General features: G+C 41.4%; 10 protein-coding genes. 2 read left to right on the top strand and 8 right to left on the bottom strand.

The annotated features are described in order from the left end of the window. Positions 1–166 precede the first annotated feature (166 nt). Positions 167–7708: a SpvB/TcaC N-terminal domain-containing protein gene (locus tag QWY16_RS09675; RefSeq protein ID WP_300993148.1), complete on the bottom strand. Its 7542-nt coding sequence runs from the start codon at positions 7706–7708 to the stop codon at positions 167–169. A 1063-nt stretch (positions 7709–8771) separates the two neighbouring features. Further along, entirely contained in the window at positions 8772–9899 is a 1128-nt protein-coding gene (locus QWY16_RS09670) for a tyrosine-type recombinase/integrase (RefSeq protein WP_300993146.1), read from the bottom strand. A 530-nt stretch (positions 9900–10429) separates the two neighbouring features. On the opposite strand from QWY16_RS09670, the gene QWY16_RS09665 reads away from it, so the two are divergent. Then, entirely contained in the window at positions 10430–10840 is a 411-nt protein-coding gene (locus QWY16_RS09665; protein ID WP_300993144.1) for a hypothetical protein, read from the top strand. Then, positions 10840–11826 carry a helix-turn-helix domain-containing protein gene (locus QWY16_RS09660; protein WP_300993143.1) on the top strand — a complete coding sequence of 329 codons (987 nt, stop codon included), beginning with the start codon at positions 10840–10842 and terminating at the stop codon, positions 11824–11826. The genes QWY16_RS09665 and QWY16_RS09660 overlap by 1 nt, the downstream gene beginning before the upstream one ends. A 536-nt stretch (positions 11827–12362) precedes the next feature. Here QWY16_RS09660 and dgoD read toward each other — a convergent pair. The 6 genes from dgoD to QWY16_RS09630 all read right to left on the bottom strand — a co-directional run bounded on the left by dgoD (position 12363) and on the right by QWY16_RS09630 (position 19808). Beyond that, a complete protein-coding gene (gene dgoD, locus QWY16_RS09655; protein ID WP_300993141.1) occupies positions 12363–13511 on the bottom strand; it encodes a galactonate dehydratase in 1149 nt (382 codons plus the stop codon). Positions 13512–13536: 25 nt separating this feature from the next. Next, positions 13537–14181 (bottom strand): bifunctional 4-hydroxy-2-oxoglutarate aldolase/2-dehydro-3-deoxy-phosphogluconate aldolase, encoded by a 645-nt coding sequence (locus tag QWY16_RS09650; protein WP_300993139.1) that lies wholly within the window; start codon positions 14179–14181, stop codon positions 13537–13539. 20 nt (positions 14182–14201) lie between these two features. After that, positions 14202–15167, bottom strand: a complete 966-nt coding sequence (locus tag QWY16_RS09645; RefSeq protein WP_300993137.1) for a sugar kinase — start codon at positions 15165–15167, stop codon at positions 14202–14204. Positions 15168–15241: 74 nt separating this feature from the next. Further along, positions 15242–18070, bottom strand: a complete 2829-nt coding sequence (locus tag QWY16_RS09640; protein WP_300993135.1) for a glycoside hydrolase family 2 protein — start codon at positions 18068–18070, stop codon at positions 15242–15244. A gap of 17 nt (positions 18071–18087) precedes the next feature. Next, positions 18088–18921 carry a carbohydrate ABC transporter permease gene (locus tag QWY16_RS09635; RefSeq protein WP_300993133.1) on the bottom strand — a complete coding sequence of 278 codons (834 nt, stop codon included), beginning with the start codon at positions 18919–18921 and terminating at the stop codon, positions 18088–18090. Continuing rightward, complete coding sequence (locus QWY16_RS09630) at positions 18921–19808, bottom strand: carbohydrate ABC transporter permease (protein ID WP_300993131.1); 888 nt, start codon at positions 19806–19808, stop codon at positions 18921–18923. Before QWY16_RS09630 ends, QWY16_RS09635 begins: the two co-directional genes overlap by 1 nt. Positions 19809–19830 lie beyond the last annotated feature (22 nt).

Raw genomic sequence — 19830 nt, 5'->3', positions numbered from 1 at the left:
AAAAATAGAAGCTACAAACCATCTTTTTACTTATAACTTTATAAATAATATGCGCAAACGATAACTTACTTCTTAGTAAGCTTATTTCAACTACGGAAAAATCATTTAAATATTTGGTTATTTGAAGTGTATGGTACAAGATATATCTTCGTTGCTTCCAAAGAAATCAGTGCATTAATATTGTAAAAGACCATACAGCTTTTTTAATTTCGAAAGCCATATCATTTTGATAACGTCTATATAGTTTATTTCCAAAAGCTTGACCCCGATTGTTGGCTAACATGTCTTCCCGATCATAACCTTTATCAGAACTAATATAACTGTTTAACTCGTCACTTATTATTTCTTTAGCATATTGTTTGAGGTCAGTTAATATGCTCAAATTTTTATGCTTATACTCTAAAGCTGCTGATGCAACAAAATGTTGCACTTTGTCAAAACCAGTATTTTCGTTATTACCTACCAAAGATTCATACATGTGCATAGCTGCTTTGCCTTGTGAAGACTCATCGCTTTTAACTCCAAATGCATTGTAAACGGTTTCGATTCCGGATTCCGGTCCATAAAGTTTTATACTTTCCATAATGACTTTAGTGCTAAAATCGACATAATAATTTGAGGGAAATTCACCTTTAAACTGTTTAGTATCTTCTTGTAAGAGTCGTATAGCAAAACCCATTAATGACGGTGCTAAAGAAGGTTTATTTATTTGATCAACAGTTTCTTGTATGGATTTGCTAAACTTGTTATTACGTAAAATTAATACATCAGCTTTTCCAAGTTCCTCTTCAAATTTTTTTTCAGATAACGCACTTAGTTTCTCTCTAGCATCTTCAATAGATAATATATCTGCCTTTCCGGTTTTTGGATTTATGATATAAATAGAAGGATTAGGTATATTGGAATTTGGATTCGCCTTATTCCAATCGCTTCTTAACGCTTTTTCGTTCCACGAAGGCCCCAGCGCACCGGACTTAAAATCTTCAAAAGAAACGTAATTATTTGGGTCGTTTGGATCTGCATTATTTATTATAGGATGGGATTGTGTGCCGCTTTGATCATTGTTATAAAGAGGATTATTCTTACAGTACCTATAACCGTTTATCCCATCTTGAATTCCAATTGGATCCGCGTTTAGCCATCTTCCCAGCCAAACAACATAATACCTCGCAATATGATACTCCAACCCACTCTCCTCATCCCGCTCTATCCCTGTATACTGGTAACGCTTTGCAGCACACCTAATACTTGCATTTTTAGCCTGATAAGCAGTCGTGCCATAAGGATGATACTCCTCATAACTAATGACTTGTGCCGTTTCATCCAGTTCCAGTGCTGCTGAACCAAGGTAATTATGCAATTGATAACGAACGGTTTGGACAGGATCTGCATTTCCCGTTGACACTCCAGAAATAATGTCAGCTTTCGTTTCGGTATCTACCATGACAAATCGATGCCCTTTGTCCGTCAGGCTTAAACTGCTGCGCTCCATTCCTGCATCCTCGCCACTATGCTGTTTATACAGTTCGTAGCTTCCGATATAAATCCGCTCGTCTTTTTTTTCGGGCTGCTTCCCTGTGTCAGCTTGGTTCTCGGTTATCTTTCTTATCCGCTGCCCTTGCCCGTCATACTGGTAATAGGTGGTCTCAGGCGTTCCACCGTCGATGCGTCTCTGGCGAACCGTTCGCATGAGTTCTTCTTTAAAGTTCCATGTCATATCTTCCAAATGAGGCATAGCAGTTATAAATCCATGGTCCGGGTGATGTGGATAGTTGTAAGTGCTAGTACCTACTTGTGTTCTGATGAGCCGGTTGTTTGCATCTTCATACTTATAATTTCTAATCCAACTGTTGCCGGATGCTTGATGCTTCGTCCGGAGAATATTGCCCACATCGTCATAGAGATAACTTTGAGTGTAATTGCGCATGACGATCGGGTCGCCCGGATTCAATTGCTTCATGAAAGCAGAATCGTTCCAATTGTCTTTGCTGTCAAATGAAAGTTGCGTATCATTCTCCCGTCCGGATGCTTTCACCAGACGATAAAGAGCATCGTACGTATAAATAGAAATGTCAGTAATTTTTTGATTATTAAAAAATGTGGTTGGAATACATTTATCTTCTATATGAGTGATATTCCCTGATGGGTCATATGTGTAACGCCAATCCTGTAGCGCATCTTTGTTCTGCCGTTTGGTTTCTAACTGCCTTAACTGGAAAGTTTCTTTATCGTAATGAAAGTAAGTGATGACATCATTCCCATATACTATTTGATTTCGCTGACCTTTTTCGTTGTAGTTTATATCTTTTATATAAATGGTCGTAATGGCCGGATTGATATGTGCAACACTTTCGCTATTCATTAAACCAGCCTCGTTATAAGAAAGTGTCGTAATACTTCCATCAGGCGCCGTCTGTTTTGTTGCTCTTCCTAAAGCATCTGTTTCTGAAATAAAAGTAAAGCTAGCAGACTCAAGATCTACTTCTAAGTTAGCATCTATCCAGTTAGTAATACTTTTGTAATCTTTGAATAGACGTCGAGTTGTAGATTTCGGTTCTCCTGTATAATCATATTCAGACATCACCAAAACTCCCGCGGTATCATAATGCTTGATTGGCTTACCCCGGAGGTTTTTCAGCTCAGGTTTGTCCTCTAATTCCCCGTAAAATATCCGCTCGACGATATGATCAAGAGGGGTATTTCTGTCACCACCGATAACTTTACTAGCAGTAAGCCGGTGCAAAGTATCGTAAAAATACTGGAATTCATGGCCTCGTTCATCCCACGTGCGAAGTGGGTTTCCTAAAATATCCATCAATAGCCATCTTTGGCCGGCATCCATGCTGTTTTGATAGAATTTGTTGCCCAGCATATCGTATTTATACTGCATGACTGCATTTCCACGCGTATCGGTAATTTTACGTAGATTGCCTTCGATATCGAGGTCAACCATAGTTAGATAAAACTCATCATCGCCTCCATCCGGATGCCTATTATGTTCAACTGACAACACTGGTCTCCCCAAGGTATCCAATTGTTGGACTACAGGAGTATCAGCATGTTTGGCCGCTTTATCGGCAGCCGCTTTTTCCCTTTCCGGGTCTTTTCCTGCCTCAATGAGCTCAGTATCCATCAGGCGGTTCGTCCGTTTATGAAACCAGGAAGATTCCAAAACCGTATCGTTTTGGTCATAGAGGATTTGTTTCCATGAATCGAATGCAGTGCGCGACATAGTGCCGTCGGGCATTTCGGTTTTAATGAGCCGTCCCGGCGCATCATAATACATAATGGGCGTAACTCCCGTTTCCACTAATTCTTTCAAGTCTTCGAAACTCGGTGTTATTGAAAAATACGGCTCGAATTGTTTTACGACATTGCCTTTATTGTTAAGCACTGTTCGGCCGTTGCCAATCCATCTCAGCTGTTTCGGGTTAAGTGCGGCAGTGTCGACATCCGCCACTATATAAGAACCGTCGATATTCACGGTTACTTGTTTTGCCAGCCCCGGCTCAGCCTGCGCTTTTCTCATCACAACCTGCCCTAAACCATTTGAGTACTCAAAACTGATTTGCACCGGTGAATCGTTGTTTTCCCGAAAATGCTCTTCTCTTACGATAGAAGCAATTACCGCCGGTTTTCCAGATTTCAAATATGCATCAAAGTCATAGACAAAAGCTGCCGTTGCATGATTCAGCAGCATTTTCCCTTGTGAAATCAACATGTCGGAGGACGTGGCCTGAAACAATTTGTTGGCGATTGCAATTTCGGATGAAGAAGAAAATTCATTTATGTCCATTAAGTCATCAGCTTCATCTCCTTTTCCAAATATCGCCATAGCCTTCACCATGCCAAGTTCATCTATGATAGCTTCGGAGATATTATTATTTAGGTCTCTCATTCGTTGCGGAGATAATGTCCTAAAATTAAAAAGTTCGACTGTTGTTTTATTGCCTAATGCGTCTTTTGTTTCTTCGATGAAGAATTGATACTTGTTGTCATACTTCACTATTGTTTTGGAGTTATAAGGGTCAACGTAGGCTATCGGCAGATAAAACCGGTTTTGAGCATCGGATACGGTTTCTCCTGTCTCAACAATTTGGACAGTTCCAGAACGTATCCACCAATTGCCGTCGCCTTCTGTATGAGTAAAGTTGCCTTCTAGCATCAATTCTTCGTTAACTCTCCCTCCATAAACATCATTGACGAGAGATGGAGTATAAGCTAATTGATAGCTTTCAAAAGGAAAAGCCAAAGAAGCCATTTGATGCAATGGCAAAGCATCTTTTAAATTATCGCTAAGATAAATTGTGCGTATATGCTCAATCAATCTTTTCTGTGAAGTATTGGGAATAGGTTTCTGTTCAATATGGTGATAAGCTACTTCCTCCGCAATTGTAAGAATGTCCTTAAAATCATCCACTGAATATAAAGAGCCGGTTTTAAGCACATTGTTCAACTCGTAAGTTTTTGGTTCTACTGGAAGCCTCAGTTCGTAAGTTTTTGTTTCCGCCGGAAGCCTTAGTCTATACGAATTTTCCTCATCGATGTCATTGGTAAAGCTTCTTTGTGTGTAGGTGATTAATGTTCTATCTTGGGCTAGTTGCGTTTCTTCAGGCAAAAAACTATCCGCTTTTCTTCTCGGATAAACCACAGATGCAGATTCCAGAAAATTCCCATATTCATCCAACTTGATGTTAAGTTTGTGAGCAATGCGAGGGTCATCTGTATTGCGCTCGTAGCTATAGGTGATGGATTCACTTTCTTTAACGATGAAGATGGCGTGTTTATTGTGTCCTTTCGGTTGTAATAATTCGATTACGCAATTATTAGTTGTTACAGAATAAGGAGTAAGCTGTTTTTGGATCTGCTCAAGTGTCGCTTCTGCCGAGGGGGCATCATGAGAAAAGATTTCTGTACGTAACCCTATCCCCTTACAAGCGCGCAAAGCCTCCCGCCATTCATTGGCACTGAACTGCTCAATAATAGAGTTATTTATTTCCGGTGCAGCGATAATCCTTGCGTCCGGTAAAGGAACTTCATGGTTTGTAACAGAAAATCCTCGCTTTGCCATTTCCTCATGCCAATACTCATGGGCAAACCGATTGAGAATATCTCCGCTATCCGCAAAGTCTCCAAGATGAAACCAGCTTTTTGTAATTACCGGCTCCTGATGCAGAGGTTCATCCACGATATTGCTTGCCTCTCCCTTTTTCCAGGTTTCAAATTCTTCAGCATCTTTTTGCTCTACCATGCCGAAGCCCCTAAACTCTCTTTCTTCATGGTCATAATAACCATGATGGTACTTGTAGGAGCTTGTAAACCGGTAGCCAGTTATTTCATCTCTTGTTTCGGTCTTTGAAATACAATGGACGGGGAAATGCAACTTAGTGGTCCAGGGATTGCCTGCCAACTTGTCTTCAATATAGAATTTAGTAGAGGGAGTATATTCCAGTGCAACTTCTTTGCCAAGATTATTCTTGTAAGAGACCATAAGATAAGGCTTCTTGCTATCCATCAAATCAATGTATTTTAAGGGAGCTTGGGTATCCTTTTCTAAAGGGCTCGACCAGACAATACAAGCAATCCCATTACCAAGTAAATCGGTAACCGTGAACTTTGCCTCATCATGGATTTCAGGGAAAGTATCCATTTCAAATGGAATGGTGCTGTAGGCATTTCCACTTAAATTCATCCAACAAGTGAACTTATTTTTGCCCAGATAAATAATATCAGAAGTGCCGGATCCATCAATATCGGCTAGATGCAGATAGGATGGATTGAAGGCCTCGCTGCTGTCAAAGACTGGTGCATGATCCATATTTACCTTAGCGCCAAACTTTCCATATCCGAGGTTCGGCCAATAACAGACTTCTCCGTTTCTGATTCTAACGAGATCTGTCAAACCATCTCCGCTCATATCCGCCAGGAAAATCGTTTGCTTAAAGTCGGCAAAAACCAGATTTGGCCCTTTTTCTTCATCAGTTGATTTTATCTCCTTATAAACTTGCGTGTACCCTTTTCTCCCAGCAGATTCATACCAGGTAAAGATATTATCTTCCGTAATCAAAACTTCCGGTTTGCCGTCTCCGTTTAAATCAATCAACCTGGAATTCGGATCTCGCATATCAATATTTGGCAAAGTTTCAAAAGGCCGAAAAACTTCCCACTCGTCTTCATCACTTAATTCAAAATAACCTTTTGGTTCTTCGTTGAGTTTGACTAGCTGCTTGCGGCCGTCTGCATCCAAATCGAGCAATTGCAGACGTGACCCTAATCCTGTAAAAGAAGGTTTGGGAGAAACCAGTTGTGCCTGCGCAAATTTGCCATCCCCTAAATTATGTTTGTAAAACCACCCTCCGCTCTGCTCTGTCAGAATTCCTGGAAGACCTTCATTAAATAAGTCGATAAATTGATATTGCGGTTCATCAAGTCCGATAGGTGCGTGAACTAAATTGTTCTGTGAAATGGATTTGACCCTCCCATTCCAATTGTGCTGCTGGTATTCAAATTCGATAGGCGGCAGCTTTTTATTCGTATACGTGCCATCCGGCTTTTTAATATACCCACGTGTTGTTGCGGACTTTAAAAGAGTAAAAGCTTCTTCATTAGCGGAATGGTACTCAAATTCAAGAGACTTCACTAAAGCCGAACCCTTTGGAAGTTCAGAAAAACAATGAAACAGCAAAATCCGTTTGCATAGTCTCGTAGTTCTTATTTCAAAACCGCTCTTATACTCTGAAAATGCATCTTTCCTGAAATTCCAATCCTTCACTTTCAGAAAAGGTTCTTTAACCGCATATTCCCCGTAATCAAAAACCGTTTGAAATAAATAATCCGTTTCATCGAGATAAGGATCACCCATATTTTTATATGGTGTTTTATTGCCATGCAAAATCTTTTCTAAATATAAATTAGTGTAAGTAATTTCTCCAGCCTCTAAGCGATTCCTATTATGCAACAGCATATAATCAAATTCCGCTTGGTCTTCTTTCTTATAAATGTAATGGGTGCAATTTCCTTTATCGTCAAAAATAAATTCAGGCAGCCATTCAAATACTTTGTTCTCATCATTCGGATTGGAAATTCTCGATGCAGCAGTCCAACCAAACAGCGTCGTTATATTCTCTTTTGTAATGACCCGCCATTTTATTACCTGCGACTTTTTATTTGACCATCTTTCGATTCTGGCGAATACCTCTTCAATCCGAGGTTTGTAATACCTAATTGTAAACAGGCCGTCTGAGGAATCTTTTTCTCTAATGATAAAGTTATCTTTGGTATCTTTTTTAAAGCTGCCATCTGACTCTTTTTCAAATTCAGCAACAAGATCTTCTGCTTCGGAAAAAAGGAACGAATCTGAATCGACCACATCCAAATACCTCGGAAGACCCTTATCAGTTTTCCGTTTTATAGATGCCTGATTCAGTGCCCATCCTAAACCAAAAACTCCATTTCCACCTCCTGAGTTATACGCAATATTCATTTCTGGTGAAACTCCGCGAGCTGGAGAGAAAGGAAGAGGAATAGAAAATGTTGCAGTCCCGTTCGCTGCATTTACTGAAAACTTCTCGTCAATGCCTTTTATCGCCCCTCCACCTTTAGGCAAATTAATACCTGGAATTTCAATTGTATTAGACTTCGTTTTGCCTCCGTCTGTCTTAAAAAGATGGGGAGAAGAATTCTTGTGTCCATTATTTTCTTTCTCCATTTCATCCCTCTTTTCTTACTTATTTGTTATTTTTATTACATTATATGATATATTCTTGATAAATGCTTTAAAATTTCTAAATTTTCCGAAAATTTATTTTAAGTAAAATATCTATTACTCTATTTATTGCTTAATAAATTGAATATAATTAAGGTACTTTCTTATCTTCCTAAAAGTGATTTTTTATTTTAGGTGTGGTGATTAGCCATTAAATAACTAATGAGTCTTGCACAGTGAAACGGACTCGTAGAAAATTGTCGTTAGGTAATCCAGCCAGTTCAAGGGCAAGGTTTCGATTAACAGCATACGCTTTAAAGCAACCAGCAATAAGGCGGCATTCAGTTTGATATTGAAACGAATTCGTTCGTGCACCGTGGTAAACAGACGATGAGCCCATACTCTATACAACCAATTAAAATGTGAGTAATGAAAGTATTTCTAAGTAGTAGTAAGCGTTCGTAAAAGTACAGGTTTACGAACGCTCTAAAAAGGGCTAAAAAAGGCAAAAAGAACGTTCGTAAAGGTGTCAAAACACTTTACGAACGTTCTTAGTATTCTAGGCATATTTACGAACGAATAAATAAATCCATCCCTTTTCATTTCTTGTGTTAAAAGAGTTACTTTCTTTTTATATTATAATTTATTAATTACGGATACTGCTAACTTTTTAAATCAAAAAGATAACAGTACCCGTTTGATATTATCCGACTCTGATTTTTTACACATTTACTTCCGGTTACTTTTCAATTTTAATTCTAAAGTGACCGAAAGCTTGAACCTAACCCCGCTTCTAAGTTTTTTCTTAATAAAAATTAAGAATTGTCTTCCGCACTTCAACATACGTGGTCCTGTTAAAACGAAAATCATTAAAACTAGTTCGAATATATCCATGATTTTTCCAGCTCCTCCTATAGATAATAAGAGAGCCGGTTCTATCAATACGGCGTATTACTTATTAATTCATATACCCCTGTTAGATTTAAATTATGCCATTGATTCAATAAATTCATATCAAAATCTTTTTTCAATTCGCTCTTAAAATTTTAGTATCTGAGTTTAACTATCAGAGGAATTCATCTAAAGCTGACTTCGACCACTGGTTGACCGCATTCTCTTGCCGCGCAAAGATCTTCTCCAAATAAATCATCGTAGTTTCCATTTTCTCGTGGCCAAGCGAGCGCATAATAACGAACAAATCAACTCTGTTCAAGCGGGACGTTATTGCAAACGCATGTCGAAACACGTGTGGCGTCAGTTTGACATCAATGCCTTCCAACTCATTTTCGACCTTCTTCAGTTCCTTCGCCATGTAGCTGATCACATAGGACGGCGAGAACGCCGTTCCCCGGCTCGTCGTAAAGAGCGGCGCTGTGGGATCGGCTTCGGAAAGTGCTGGCAATCCCCGCGCCTGCCGAAAGTGCCGGATGCTGTCAACCACTTTGGGTTTTAAGGGGATCTGGCGCTTCTTGTTGCCCTTGCCCGTCACCTCCAGGTAATGGCCGCCATGGATTCGGTCGCCCTTCACATCACCGACTTTCAATCTGCAAAACTCTTCATTCCGAATGCCCGTTGCCGTGAGAACCAAAATAATGCTGAACATGACCGGGTGGTCGATGTTCTGGAACCCACGCAGGATTGCCACGACGTCCTGCGGCCCCAAGTCCCGATCCGGCCGGTCGTCCTTTCGTACCGACGCGATGCGCAGCCCGTCCGCGATGTCTGCCTGGATGTAGCCGACCTTGTATAAATACCGGAAGAACGATTTTAAAATGGTGGTCTTGCGGGCAACCGTTGCCGGGCTATAGGCTTTCCCTTTTTGCACATGAGGGCTTTCGTTGATAAGCCATTCCTGGTAACGCCGCAAATGCCGGGGCGCCAGCGATTTGAACAGCGACCCTTCTTCGATTGTCTCGATATCCACACCGATCTCCGTTCCATGATCCAATAGGTGCCCGATGAACAGCCGTAGCTCGTTTTCGTATTCTTTTCGTGTCCGGGCCGATCGGTCATTTTTCGCGTCGGCGTGCTTCTGTTCGTGGATATACCAAAGGAGGATTTCCACATCGTCAAAATCGGCGAACGGGTTTTGTTTCACTTTTTCCGATGCGTCGATTTTTTCCTGCAGCTCCTCCAACGAAAAGCCCCTTCCAGCGAAAATGTCGAATGTTGTTGATTTCATCAACTGGCTCATTTTCCTCCCCCTTTCTTCCTTTTCATTTTCTATCTATAATTTTCTATGTATCAATTATCATTATCCTCTTATTTTAGCTCATTTAGTGGTTAATTGAAACAAATGGTCCCTTTGTTTAGGTTTAGTAAAAATATAAATTATAAATAAAAATTATATTGTATAAAAAATAATTTCAAACTATTTATGGTATCATAAAAGAAAATAGAAGGGGTTTTATCAAAATAATGCCTCTTTGTTTTTTGGCTTTCCTTTTCTTTGGATGGCAGAAAAGGAAACGCTCGTTTTTCGTTCTCCTTCATTTATAGAAGAAACACATTACTCAACCGGCTTCCGAACTACTAGCCGGAATCAAGATGTGGCCGGTTTAACGGACTAAATTTTCATCAAGGGATTCAAAGAAGAGTCGGTCTTTCTCGCTGTCATATACCGGCATATCTGCATACGCAAATCGTATTTTCATCTTTGCACTCAGCAATACTCTATATAATAGAAGAAACTCAAATTTAGCAACCCGAAAAGAGGAAAATTTAGTGGCAAATTTCAATACAAATCCCAATGGCAACCAGCCGGAGAACCGGGTGTTGTCCCCGCAATTTCTATCGGTCTCGCACCGCGCGTTGTTCTTCCAACGGCTGAATCTCTTGAACCAGTCTCAGCAAACCAGCCCTGAATACCAGGCGGTGTTATTCATCCTGACGAGCGACGATGAACTGGATGCCAAGATGGGCCCGTATTTCAGCAGCGACGGCTTCCGTTCATTCGACATGTTCGACGAGAACGACTTCAGCGGCGGCTATGCGAAGATCGCCCGGGCCGCAGCGGACCTATTCGGCCAAGACTACGAAACCTCGCTCTCAAGCCTGGTCGGCTCGCTGGACCATGACCTGTTCCATACGTTCCTGCAGGCGCTGATCATCCGGAAATACGGGGTGAACGGCTGATGCAGCATGCGTACACTGCCGCGGAAGTGGCTAATTTGTTGGGTTGCAGCCTTCCGACGGTCTACAGCTACGAAAAAAAAGGGTTAATCCAGAAGATGGCGGATCCCCATCAGCTGTCTGGCGTCAGCCGCTTCGAACGGGAGGGTGTCGACCGGCTCAAGCGAGAGAAAGAGCAGCTGAACGCAGCGGGCCGGTCCATCACCGAAGTGGCCCAGCGCCTCGGCGTCTATCCGCCAAAAGTAAAGGAAGCGATTGCCGCCCTGAGCCTGGACATCCAATCGGTGCCGAGCAGCTTCCAGTCCACAAAGCTCCGGTACGCGATCACGAAGGCGCAGGAGCGGGAAATTGGGCAGTACCTGAAACGGCAGAAAGGTACGCGGAGTAAGCGGAACCACCTCTACTCCCCTACGTCCGATGTGGCGCTCTATCAATCCTTTTTGCTTGCCGGCGAACAGTCGGTCCGCCTGAGACGGAACGAGCAAGCGGAGTTCGGCTTTTATCTGGATGAGCATGAATTTCTGCCCTATCTCGAGGCGCTCCGCTCCCATGACCTGGAGCCGCGGTACGGGATCCATCAGGCACGGCAAAGCGTCCAGCAGGGGTTCACCGACCTCGTGGTTTCGACCGGAAAGAAAGCCTTTTATCAAATCACTGATGTGTTGTATGCGGTCTGCGGGGTGGAGAACTTTAATGCGGAGATCCGGGACGGGCACCTGGTCGCATCCATCCGGAACGGGAAATATGCGGTCAATGCGGTCGCAACGGAAGAGGCGTTAAAAATGACGCAGAAAGTGATCCAGACAGGCAAAGTTGAAATTGATGGTGACTACTGGATGTTTGCCCGTAGTGACCGGACCCTTCAGTTGACCTTTGAGGAAGTGGTCTATGAGGAATTGAAGGTGCTTGCCGAGACGGAGGGGCTATCTCTCAAAGAATGGACGCAGCGGGTGCTGAAAGAAAAGCGAGAGCAGCTGAAAAACCGATAGAATTCTTTACATCTTTTTTATATACGTTGCTAGAAGGTGCTGATAGGGCTTCCTTATCCTATTGGCTCTGCTAAAGGCAATGTAGAGATTTGCTTCCTATTATTTGAAGCAATGACATCACTAGACCCTCTATCAAGAAATGCTGATTAGCGTCAGGAATTTCTGATGCACATGACAGTTTGTGTTGGCCAATGTTCAAAGAAGCATTATGTTTTTTAGCACTCAGTTTGAATTCTTCGCTATATTTCACCATAGAAAAAACACCCCAAAAGTTAGATTTTCAACTCTAACTTTCGGGGTGCAGCACCTGCGCCACTGGAGCGTTTTCTCTTTCTTTTCTACAGTATGTGTACAGTGCAGATCTTCCAACAAATTGCTGGTAGGTAAACTTAATAAACCTCAATAGCCGGATAATCCGTATAGAGAAAAAAGAGTACCCGGAGTTCATTTTTTAACAATTTTTTTCTACTCTCTTTAAATTTAATACTATTGTATTTAGAACGGTCTAAAGGTTTTCATAACAAGTAATCACATACTTACCACTCCGCAATTGTGCCGTCTTTATGGCGCCATACAGGATTTTTCCAGTTGTGACCAATTTTTGCTTGCGCACGTACAAAGTCTTCATTGATTGATATGCCAAGCCCTGGCTGTTGCAGCATTTCTACATAACCTTCTTTATAATCAAAGACATTGGGATCATTGATATAATCAAGTAGGTCACTACCTTCGTTGTAGTGGATGCCGAGACTTTGTTCCTGGATGAAGACATTATGCGATGTGGCATCGACTTGCAGACAAGCTGCTAAGGCTATTGGACCCAGGGGACAATGCGGTGCAACTGCCACATCGTAAGCTTCGGCCATTGCAAATATTTTCTTGCATTCCGTGATGCCACCGGCATGAGACAAATCCGGTTGGATGATATCGACATATCCTTCTGCCAGAATCTGTTTAAAATCCCATCTTGAAAACATTCTTTCGCCAGTGGCAATCGGAATATTGGTGACACGAGCGATATCGCGCAACGCTTCATTGTTTTCCGGCAAGACCGGCTCTTCGATGAACATAGGCTGAAACTGCTCGAGTTCTTTCACCAAAATTTTTGCCATTGCTTTATGTACTCGTCCGTGAAAATCGATACCGATACCCATGGAGCCACCAACCGCTTCGCGCACTGCTGCAATCCGTTCGACCGCCTGATCGATTTTTTCATAGGAATCGATGTACTGCAATTCTTCCGTTCCGTTCATTTTGACAGCTGTAAAGCCCGCCGCCGCCGCTTCTTTAGCCGCTTTTCCAACATCATTCGGTCGGTCTCCACCAATCCAGGAGTAAACCCGAACCGAATCACGGCAAGCGCCCCCCATCAACTCCGCAATAGGAGCCTGAAACACTTTCCCTTTGATGTCCCATAACGCTTGGTCAATACCAGCGATGGCGCTCATCAAAATCGGGCCCCCACGATAAAAGCCGGAACGATACATTTTCTGCCACAAATCCTCAATGTGACGCGGATCTTGTCCAATTAAGTAATCGGTCAGTTCTTCTACAGCTGCTTGGACAGTTCTGGCTCGCCCTTCCACAATCGGTTCTCCCCAACCTGAAATCCCTTCATCGGTTTCTATTTTCAAAAATAGCCATCGAGGTGGTACAATAAACGTTTCTATCTTTGTTATTCTCATAATAAGCCTCCTTTGATTCGCTTTTTCATCTTCTAGCTTTTTGGATTTCTTCGATAAACTGTTGTGAGGTTTTGGTGAGCACCTCATAACGTTCTTCTGCAATTGCTTTGCTGTCTAATAGAGATCCGCCTACACCAACAGCTACAGCACCATTCTTAATAAAATTGCCGACGTTCTGGAGCGTGACCCCACCCGTCGGCATCATGGCGATATGCCGGAATGGGCCTTGCAAATCTTTTATATAATTCTCACCCAGTGGCCCGCCTGGAAAAATTTTCAACAGATCAGCCCCTGCTGAATAGGCGTTGACGATTTCTGTAGGTGTCATAACACCTGGAATGGAAATCTTCCCGTAGCGGTTGGTCAGTTGGATGGTCTCTACATCAAAGCTTGGACTAAAGATGAAATCGGAACCTGCGTCAATCGCACTTTTGGCGGAAATCGCATCTAGCACGGTTCCTGCTCCAACTAGCACGTGGTCCTTATATTTTTCTTTTAAATTCCGGATCATATCGAGTGCATCCGGGGTATCTAGCGTAATTTCAAGCGCACATGTGCCGCCTTCGACCAGCGCTTCAGCGATAGGATGAATCTGAGAGGCTTTTGGTCTGCGAATCACGGCAATCAATCCGGAGTCCTTAAGTTTGATTAAATTTTCCCATTTTTTCATGTTCACCATTCCCCTCTGTATTAGCGCTTAACATCTTGGGCAAATCCCTCTGGAGCCATGAAGCGTTCTACAGCAACAGAAGTTGGCAACCCTTCGATGTCCCCGCTGACACCTACCACCATTGCGCCGATGGCATTGGCTCGTTTCACTACTTCCTGTAGCGGCTCTTGGCGTAGGATTCCGCTAATTATACCCGCGGCAAAGCCGTCACCTGCTCCTACGGGATCGACGATACGGCTGACTGGAAAGCCTTCGACATAGGCCAGTTCATTTTGAGTACAGAAATAAGCACCCTTACTGCCAAGCTTAATGACAATCGTTTTATCATTTGCACCCATTAACGCTTTCGCGACATCTTCTACTTCGGTCTTCCCAGTCATCAGTTGGCCTTCGTCAAGACCTGGTAGGATGACATCGGCATGTTCAGCAATTTCGTTAAAGACCTGTTTCGCCCGTTCCGCCGACCACAGCTTCAAGCGTAGATTCGGGTCAAAGACAATCCGTGTATCATTTCGTTTTGCAATTTCAATTGCCTTCATCACGGTTCGATAGCAATTGTCACTTAAGGCAGGTGTGATACCGCTGATATGAAGGATTTTCGCCTGCGCAATTGAATCTTCGTTTAAATTTTCCAGCTCTATTAGACTGGCTGCCGAGCCTTTCCGGTAATAATAGACATTCATATTTTCTGGAGATAATAACTCTTTAAACATCAATCCAGTAGGTGCTTCGTGGGTAAACAGACACGAAGAGGTGTCTACCCCTTCCCCACGGATAAAGTTATGAATATAGCGACCAAACGGATCATCTCCAAGTTTGCTGAACCACTCCACTGAATGGCCAAGTCTTGTTAGGCCGATTGCGACATTTGATTCGGCGCCGCAAACTTTTTTAGGAAATTGATGTACGTATTCAAGCGGAAGCATTTGATCTGGTTGAAAGAGCACCATGCTTTCACCAAAAGTAAAGACATCTGTTTTTTTCATTTTATCCTACCTTCTTTATTTGTATTACAGTATTAGCCATTAGAAACAGATAAACTTCTTATTACATTTTCTCTTTATTTTTTATCGAATGTTCCAACTTGGACGGCATGCTGATTGTCTCTGTTGGGAACTTCAACACTTTCTTCGCTTACACTTGAAAGCTTATAAATCATGTGATTTAAAATTTGCTGCGCAATTGGAGAAGAAAAAGTTTCGCTGTTCAACTTCCATGTTGTGGTGATAATTCGGCCACTTCCATAAGACTGATCCAGGAAAGTTCCGCCATTTTGTCCAAGCCAACCTTGAAAATAACCGGAAATAACATCTACATGTTCAGCGAGTGCAGGATTACCGAACATATGAATTATCCGGTTGTTATTGACTTTTTTATAATCCGTAAATGGCACGACATAATCTGGCAGCAGATTTTCGAATTCCCATCCCATCTCTGTTTTTAACGGGAGATCACCAAACCATTCCTTGTCCAAGTAATTCATGGAAGATGCCCTGGACCAACTTTCACCAGTGTCTAATTTTCTAAACGTAAAATCTCCTTTTTCACGAATCATATCTCCGCGATCAGCAAGGAAAATGACTTTTCCTCCTTGGCTAGCATATCGTAAATCATTTTCACTTAAGGTATCTGTCAGGACTACACTGCTGTCTGCTCTTTCCTGTGTTGTAATAAAACCTGCCATTTCAACGGCGCTTTTAAATTCATCATCTAAAACGTCAATATAGACTATTTCCTGATGAGCTTTTAATAAAGGACTAAAAGTAAGCTCCTCTTCATTTTCAGTAAGTTTTTTATCTTGCTCCCATAATTCTACCTTCAAGCTATAGAAATCAGCTTCCGCTATATTGGGAACAGAGAATTTTATCGCTTTTTGCAGGAACGTATTCATCCCTGATAAACCAGCCTTACATTCTCCTGACAATATATGTTCACCTGATTCATTTACAACGCACCATTTAATAAGAAGCTCTTTAACGAGTAGCTTTTCGGTTTGGATATATACATCAACCGAGACGTTCTCCCCAATCCAAAAATTATGCCTCGGAACCTCTATAAAAATCCCGTTTGGACCGTTAAAGTCAATCATCTTCTCGAAACCTTCTTTAGGTTGCCTCATGAAATCCAACCATCCATTGGTTTCCCATTCGATATCTGTAAATTCTGTCACAACATAACCAGCAATGGCGGGGCGTTTTCTCATTTCTTCAATAACTGATTTAACTGCGCGGACCATTCTTTTTTGCGATAGGACAGCTAGCTGTTCATAGCTACCGAGTGCTTTGGAAATTCCAAATCTCTCAAAATTCTGGAACAAAGTGAATGGCTTTTTATAATCATCCTGATGGGTTTCCTCGCCTTGATTTATAAACCACCATGGCTCTGTTCCTTGGTAGAATTCTTTTAATTTATTTACGTCAGGTAATCCCCATACACCGAATTCCGAAACTATTTTCGGTTCATTATTCGAATGGTAGCCTGGGACAAAATTAGCGTCCGGGTTCGAAATTATGAAATTATCCAAATCTTCTTTCCATTCTTTTTGTTGATCCGGCAGAACAAAGTATCGGTGGTAATCGTTTATATCCGTATTAACATGGGACCAGCCGCTATTGTCACAAACCAACCGTGTAGTGTCCCACTCTTTGACTTTCTCAAAAGAGCTGTTTACATGTTCCTGTTTCTGCTTATCAAAGTCCAAACCCCATTCAAGTCCCCACTCTTCATTGTAAACCGACCATATAATGATGGAAGGGTGATTATAGTCTCGTATAATCATATTTTTCAAACCTATCAGGAACCGTTCTCTGGCAAGTGGTGTCCATTTCACATAGTTCGGAGGCTCTGCCCAAATTAACATGCCCATCCTGTCAGCCCAATATAAATAATTTGGCATTTCAACTTTAATATGTTTTCTTAATAGATTGAAACCCATCTTTTTCGCGGATTTTATTTCATTAATAATGTATTCAGTTGAAGGTGCAGTATAAATGGTCTCCGGATAAAATGCCTGATCTAGGGCCCCTCGGATAAAGACTTCTTCGTTGTTCAAAAATACTTTGCCATCCTTCTGTTCTACTTTCCGGAAGCCGAAGACAACCGAAAAAATGTCTTCTTTATTCCCTTTCAACTTAAGTTCTATTTCGTAAAGATACGGAGTAGCAGGACTCCAATGCTCAATGCCTTCTACAAGAATCTCTTTCTTTATTGTCAATTTCTCAGTTGAAGAATCTTTTCTGGCTAAAATAATCCCACTGTATGTCTTGTCGCTTTCCCAATCGTCTTCACCTAAACTATGTGAACGAATTGTATATTCCATGAGTTTTTCTTGGCCGACTTCAAATTCCCCTTGTAATTCAATGACTATTTCCAGTGTCTCCCTGTCAAAATCTGGAGTCGCAAAAATGGCTGAAATAAATACTTCAGGTCTTTCTTCCAGAAAAACAGTTTGCCAAATACCACTTACACGTGTATACCAGCTTCCCTGTTTTCCAATCGGAATCTCCGCGTTATCTGCAGGATCGTAAACACGAACCACAATTTGGTTGTTTTTGTTGATCAGCCCTTTTGGCACCGCAAACTCAAAAGGAGTAAACCCGCCTTCGTTGAACCCTAAAAGTTCGCCGTTCCACCACACATGCGCTTGAAAATCGACTGCCTGGAAACAGATGAACAAATCATTCTCTAATGGTATTGATTCTTCATCAATATTTCTCTGATACCAAGCCGTTCCTTTATAATTCAGATAAGCTTTATCTGTTTGCCATATATGAGGAACGCTCACTTTCGTTTCGGGCTCAAAGCCTGTAGTCCATTTCTGTTTTTCCCCGATATTTAAAGGGTCTATCTTAAAATCCCATTCACCGGACAAATCAATTCTTTTTCTCATAAATTTACTCCCCCTTGTTACTTGATACCTGTCATAGCAACACCTTGAATGATATGCCGCTGAAATAGAACAAAAACAATTAGAGCCGGCACACTGGCAAGCACGTTTGCAGCCATCGGAATCATTAGTTCTGAAGAATATGCACTTTGGAAAGTTGGAATTGCAACCGGAAGCGTGAACATCGATTCATTGTTGACTGCCAAAAATGGCCATAGAAAATCATTCCAAGATAGAATGAAAGTAAATATTCCAAGCGCTGCCATGCTAGACTTTGAAAGTGGAAGGAAAATATTCCAATAAATGCGCAGCAGACTGGCTCCATCTATTCTTGCTGCTTCCATTAACTCATTCGGCACACCGTCATAAAACTGTTTTAAAATAAATACACCCAAAGGCAAAGCTAGGTTAGGTAAAATCAACGCACCATATGTATTTAAAAGATTTAAATCAATCATGACTTGAAACAATGGAATGATCATGGCTTCCACAGGCACCATCAATCCAGCAATTATTACCCAAAAAACAACATTTCGCCCTTTAAATTTCAGTTTTGATAAAGCAAAAGCTGCTAAAGAAGTTAGTATAACTGTTAAAATTGTGGTGATTGTTGCCACTAAGAAGCTATTAAATGTCCATCTCCAAATCAAAGAATTCGTTAAGACATATTCAAAGTTTTTCAAACTAAATGGTGGCGAAAACAATTCGCTTAGTACTGTTACCGCTCCACCTCTGGGAGTGAACGAAGTTAAAAACATCCACAAAACGGGAGTGAGCCATAACATGACACAGAAAAAGGCAAATATATAAAGCAATTTCCTGCCAAATGAACTTTTCTTTTTTTTATTTTTCATTATTTGTCCTCCTCGTTTCTTCTAGAGAAAAATTTAAACTGGAGAAAAGCAAAAATGATGGTAATGAAGAACAATACGTAAGACATTGAAGATGCCACTCCCATTTGTTGTTCAATAAAACCTTTTTCGTAAATGTATTGAACCAAAGGGCGAGTAGAAGTGCCAGGGCCACCACCGGTCATTAAATATGGTTGTCCAAACAATTTGAAGGAATTGATCGTTTGCAGTATGACAATTAAAACAATAATACTTTTTAATGATGGCAAGGTAATTGAAATGAATGTTCTGAATGGTCCTGCTCCATCAATCTCCGCTGCTTCATATTGTTCTCGCGGTATTTCCTGCAGGCCTGCTAAAAAAAGGATCATATTGAATCCGACTGTCCACCAGACAGTAGCGACCAGAATAGCCATCCAAGCTAAGACATCATCGGTAAGCCAAAAGATATCCTGTTCTACACCAATACTTAGCAAGATACTTGTCAACAATCCTGTATAAGGCTGGAAAATGAAAACCCACACGCTTGCCATTACAGATATGGACAAAATAAAAGGCAGGAAAAAAGTGGCGCGAACAAAAGTTGTTCCTTTTAATTTGCTGTTTACAAGTAAAGCCATTAATAAACCGATGGCTATAAGCACCGGTGTTGAAATCACCACAAAATACAATGTATTGCCCAAAGCTTCCCAAAAATAAGCATCTTCTATCATCGTCTTATAATTCTCTAAACCAGTAAATATTGGCTCTACTCCGACTTGATATGTGTGAAAACTAATGAAAAACCCTCTTATAATTGGATACACCATAAATAAAGCATAAATAATTAAAAAGGGAGCAAGAAACAAATAAGCTGCTAGATTTTCACTTTTGCCTATCCACTTTTTCACTCGTACTTCCCCCTTGAGCAGA

It is taken from the genome of Planococcus shenhongbingii (assembly GCF_030413635.1).
Classification (GTDB): Bacteria; Bacillota; Bacilli; order Bacillales_A; family Planococcaceae; genus Planococcus; species Planococcus shenhongbingii.
The sequence above is the reverse complement of the archived record's forward strand: the minus strand, read 5'-3'. Positions and strand labels throughout refer to the sequence as shown.

What these genes read in the sequence shown, in the direction of transcription:
- QWY16_RS09650 (WP_300993139.1), bottom strand. Translation starts at nt 14,181, where the DNA reads ATGAAAAAATGGGAAAATTTAATCAAACTTAAGGACTCCGGATTGATT.
- QWY16_RS09635 (WP_300993133.1), bottom strand. Translation starts at nt 18,921, where the DNA reads ATGAAAAATAAAAAAAAGAAAAGTTCATTTGGCAGGAAATTGCTTTAT.
- QWY16_RS09660 (WP_300993143.1), top strand. Translation starts at nt 10,840, where the DNA reads ATGCAGCATGCGTACACTGCCGCGGAAGTGGCTAATTTGTTGGGTTGC.
- QWY16_RS09670 (WP_300993146.1), bottom strand. Translation starts at nt 9,899, where the DNA reads ATGAGCCAGTTGATGAAATCAACAACATTCGACATTTTCGCTGGAAGG.
- dgoD (WP_300993141.1), bottom strand. Translation starts at nt 13,511, where the DNA reads ATGAGAATAACAAAGATAGAAACGTTTATTGTACCACCTCGATGGCTA.
- QWY16_RS09640 (WP_300993135.1), bottom strand. Translation starts at nt 18,070, where the DNA reads ATGAGAAAAAGAATTGATTTGTCCGGTGAATGGGATTTTAAGATAGAC.
- QWY16_RS09645 (WP_300993137.1), bottom strand. Translation starts at nt 15,167, where the DNA reads ATGAAAAAAACAGATGTCTTTACTTTTGGTGAAAGCATGGTGCTCTTT.
- QWY16_RS09675 (WP_300993148.1), bottom strand. Translation starts at nt 7,708, where the DNA reads ATGGAGAAAGAAAATAATGGACACAAGAATTCTTCTCCCCATCTTTTT.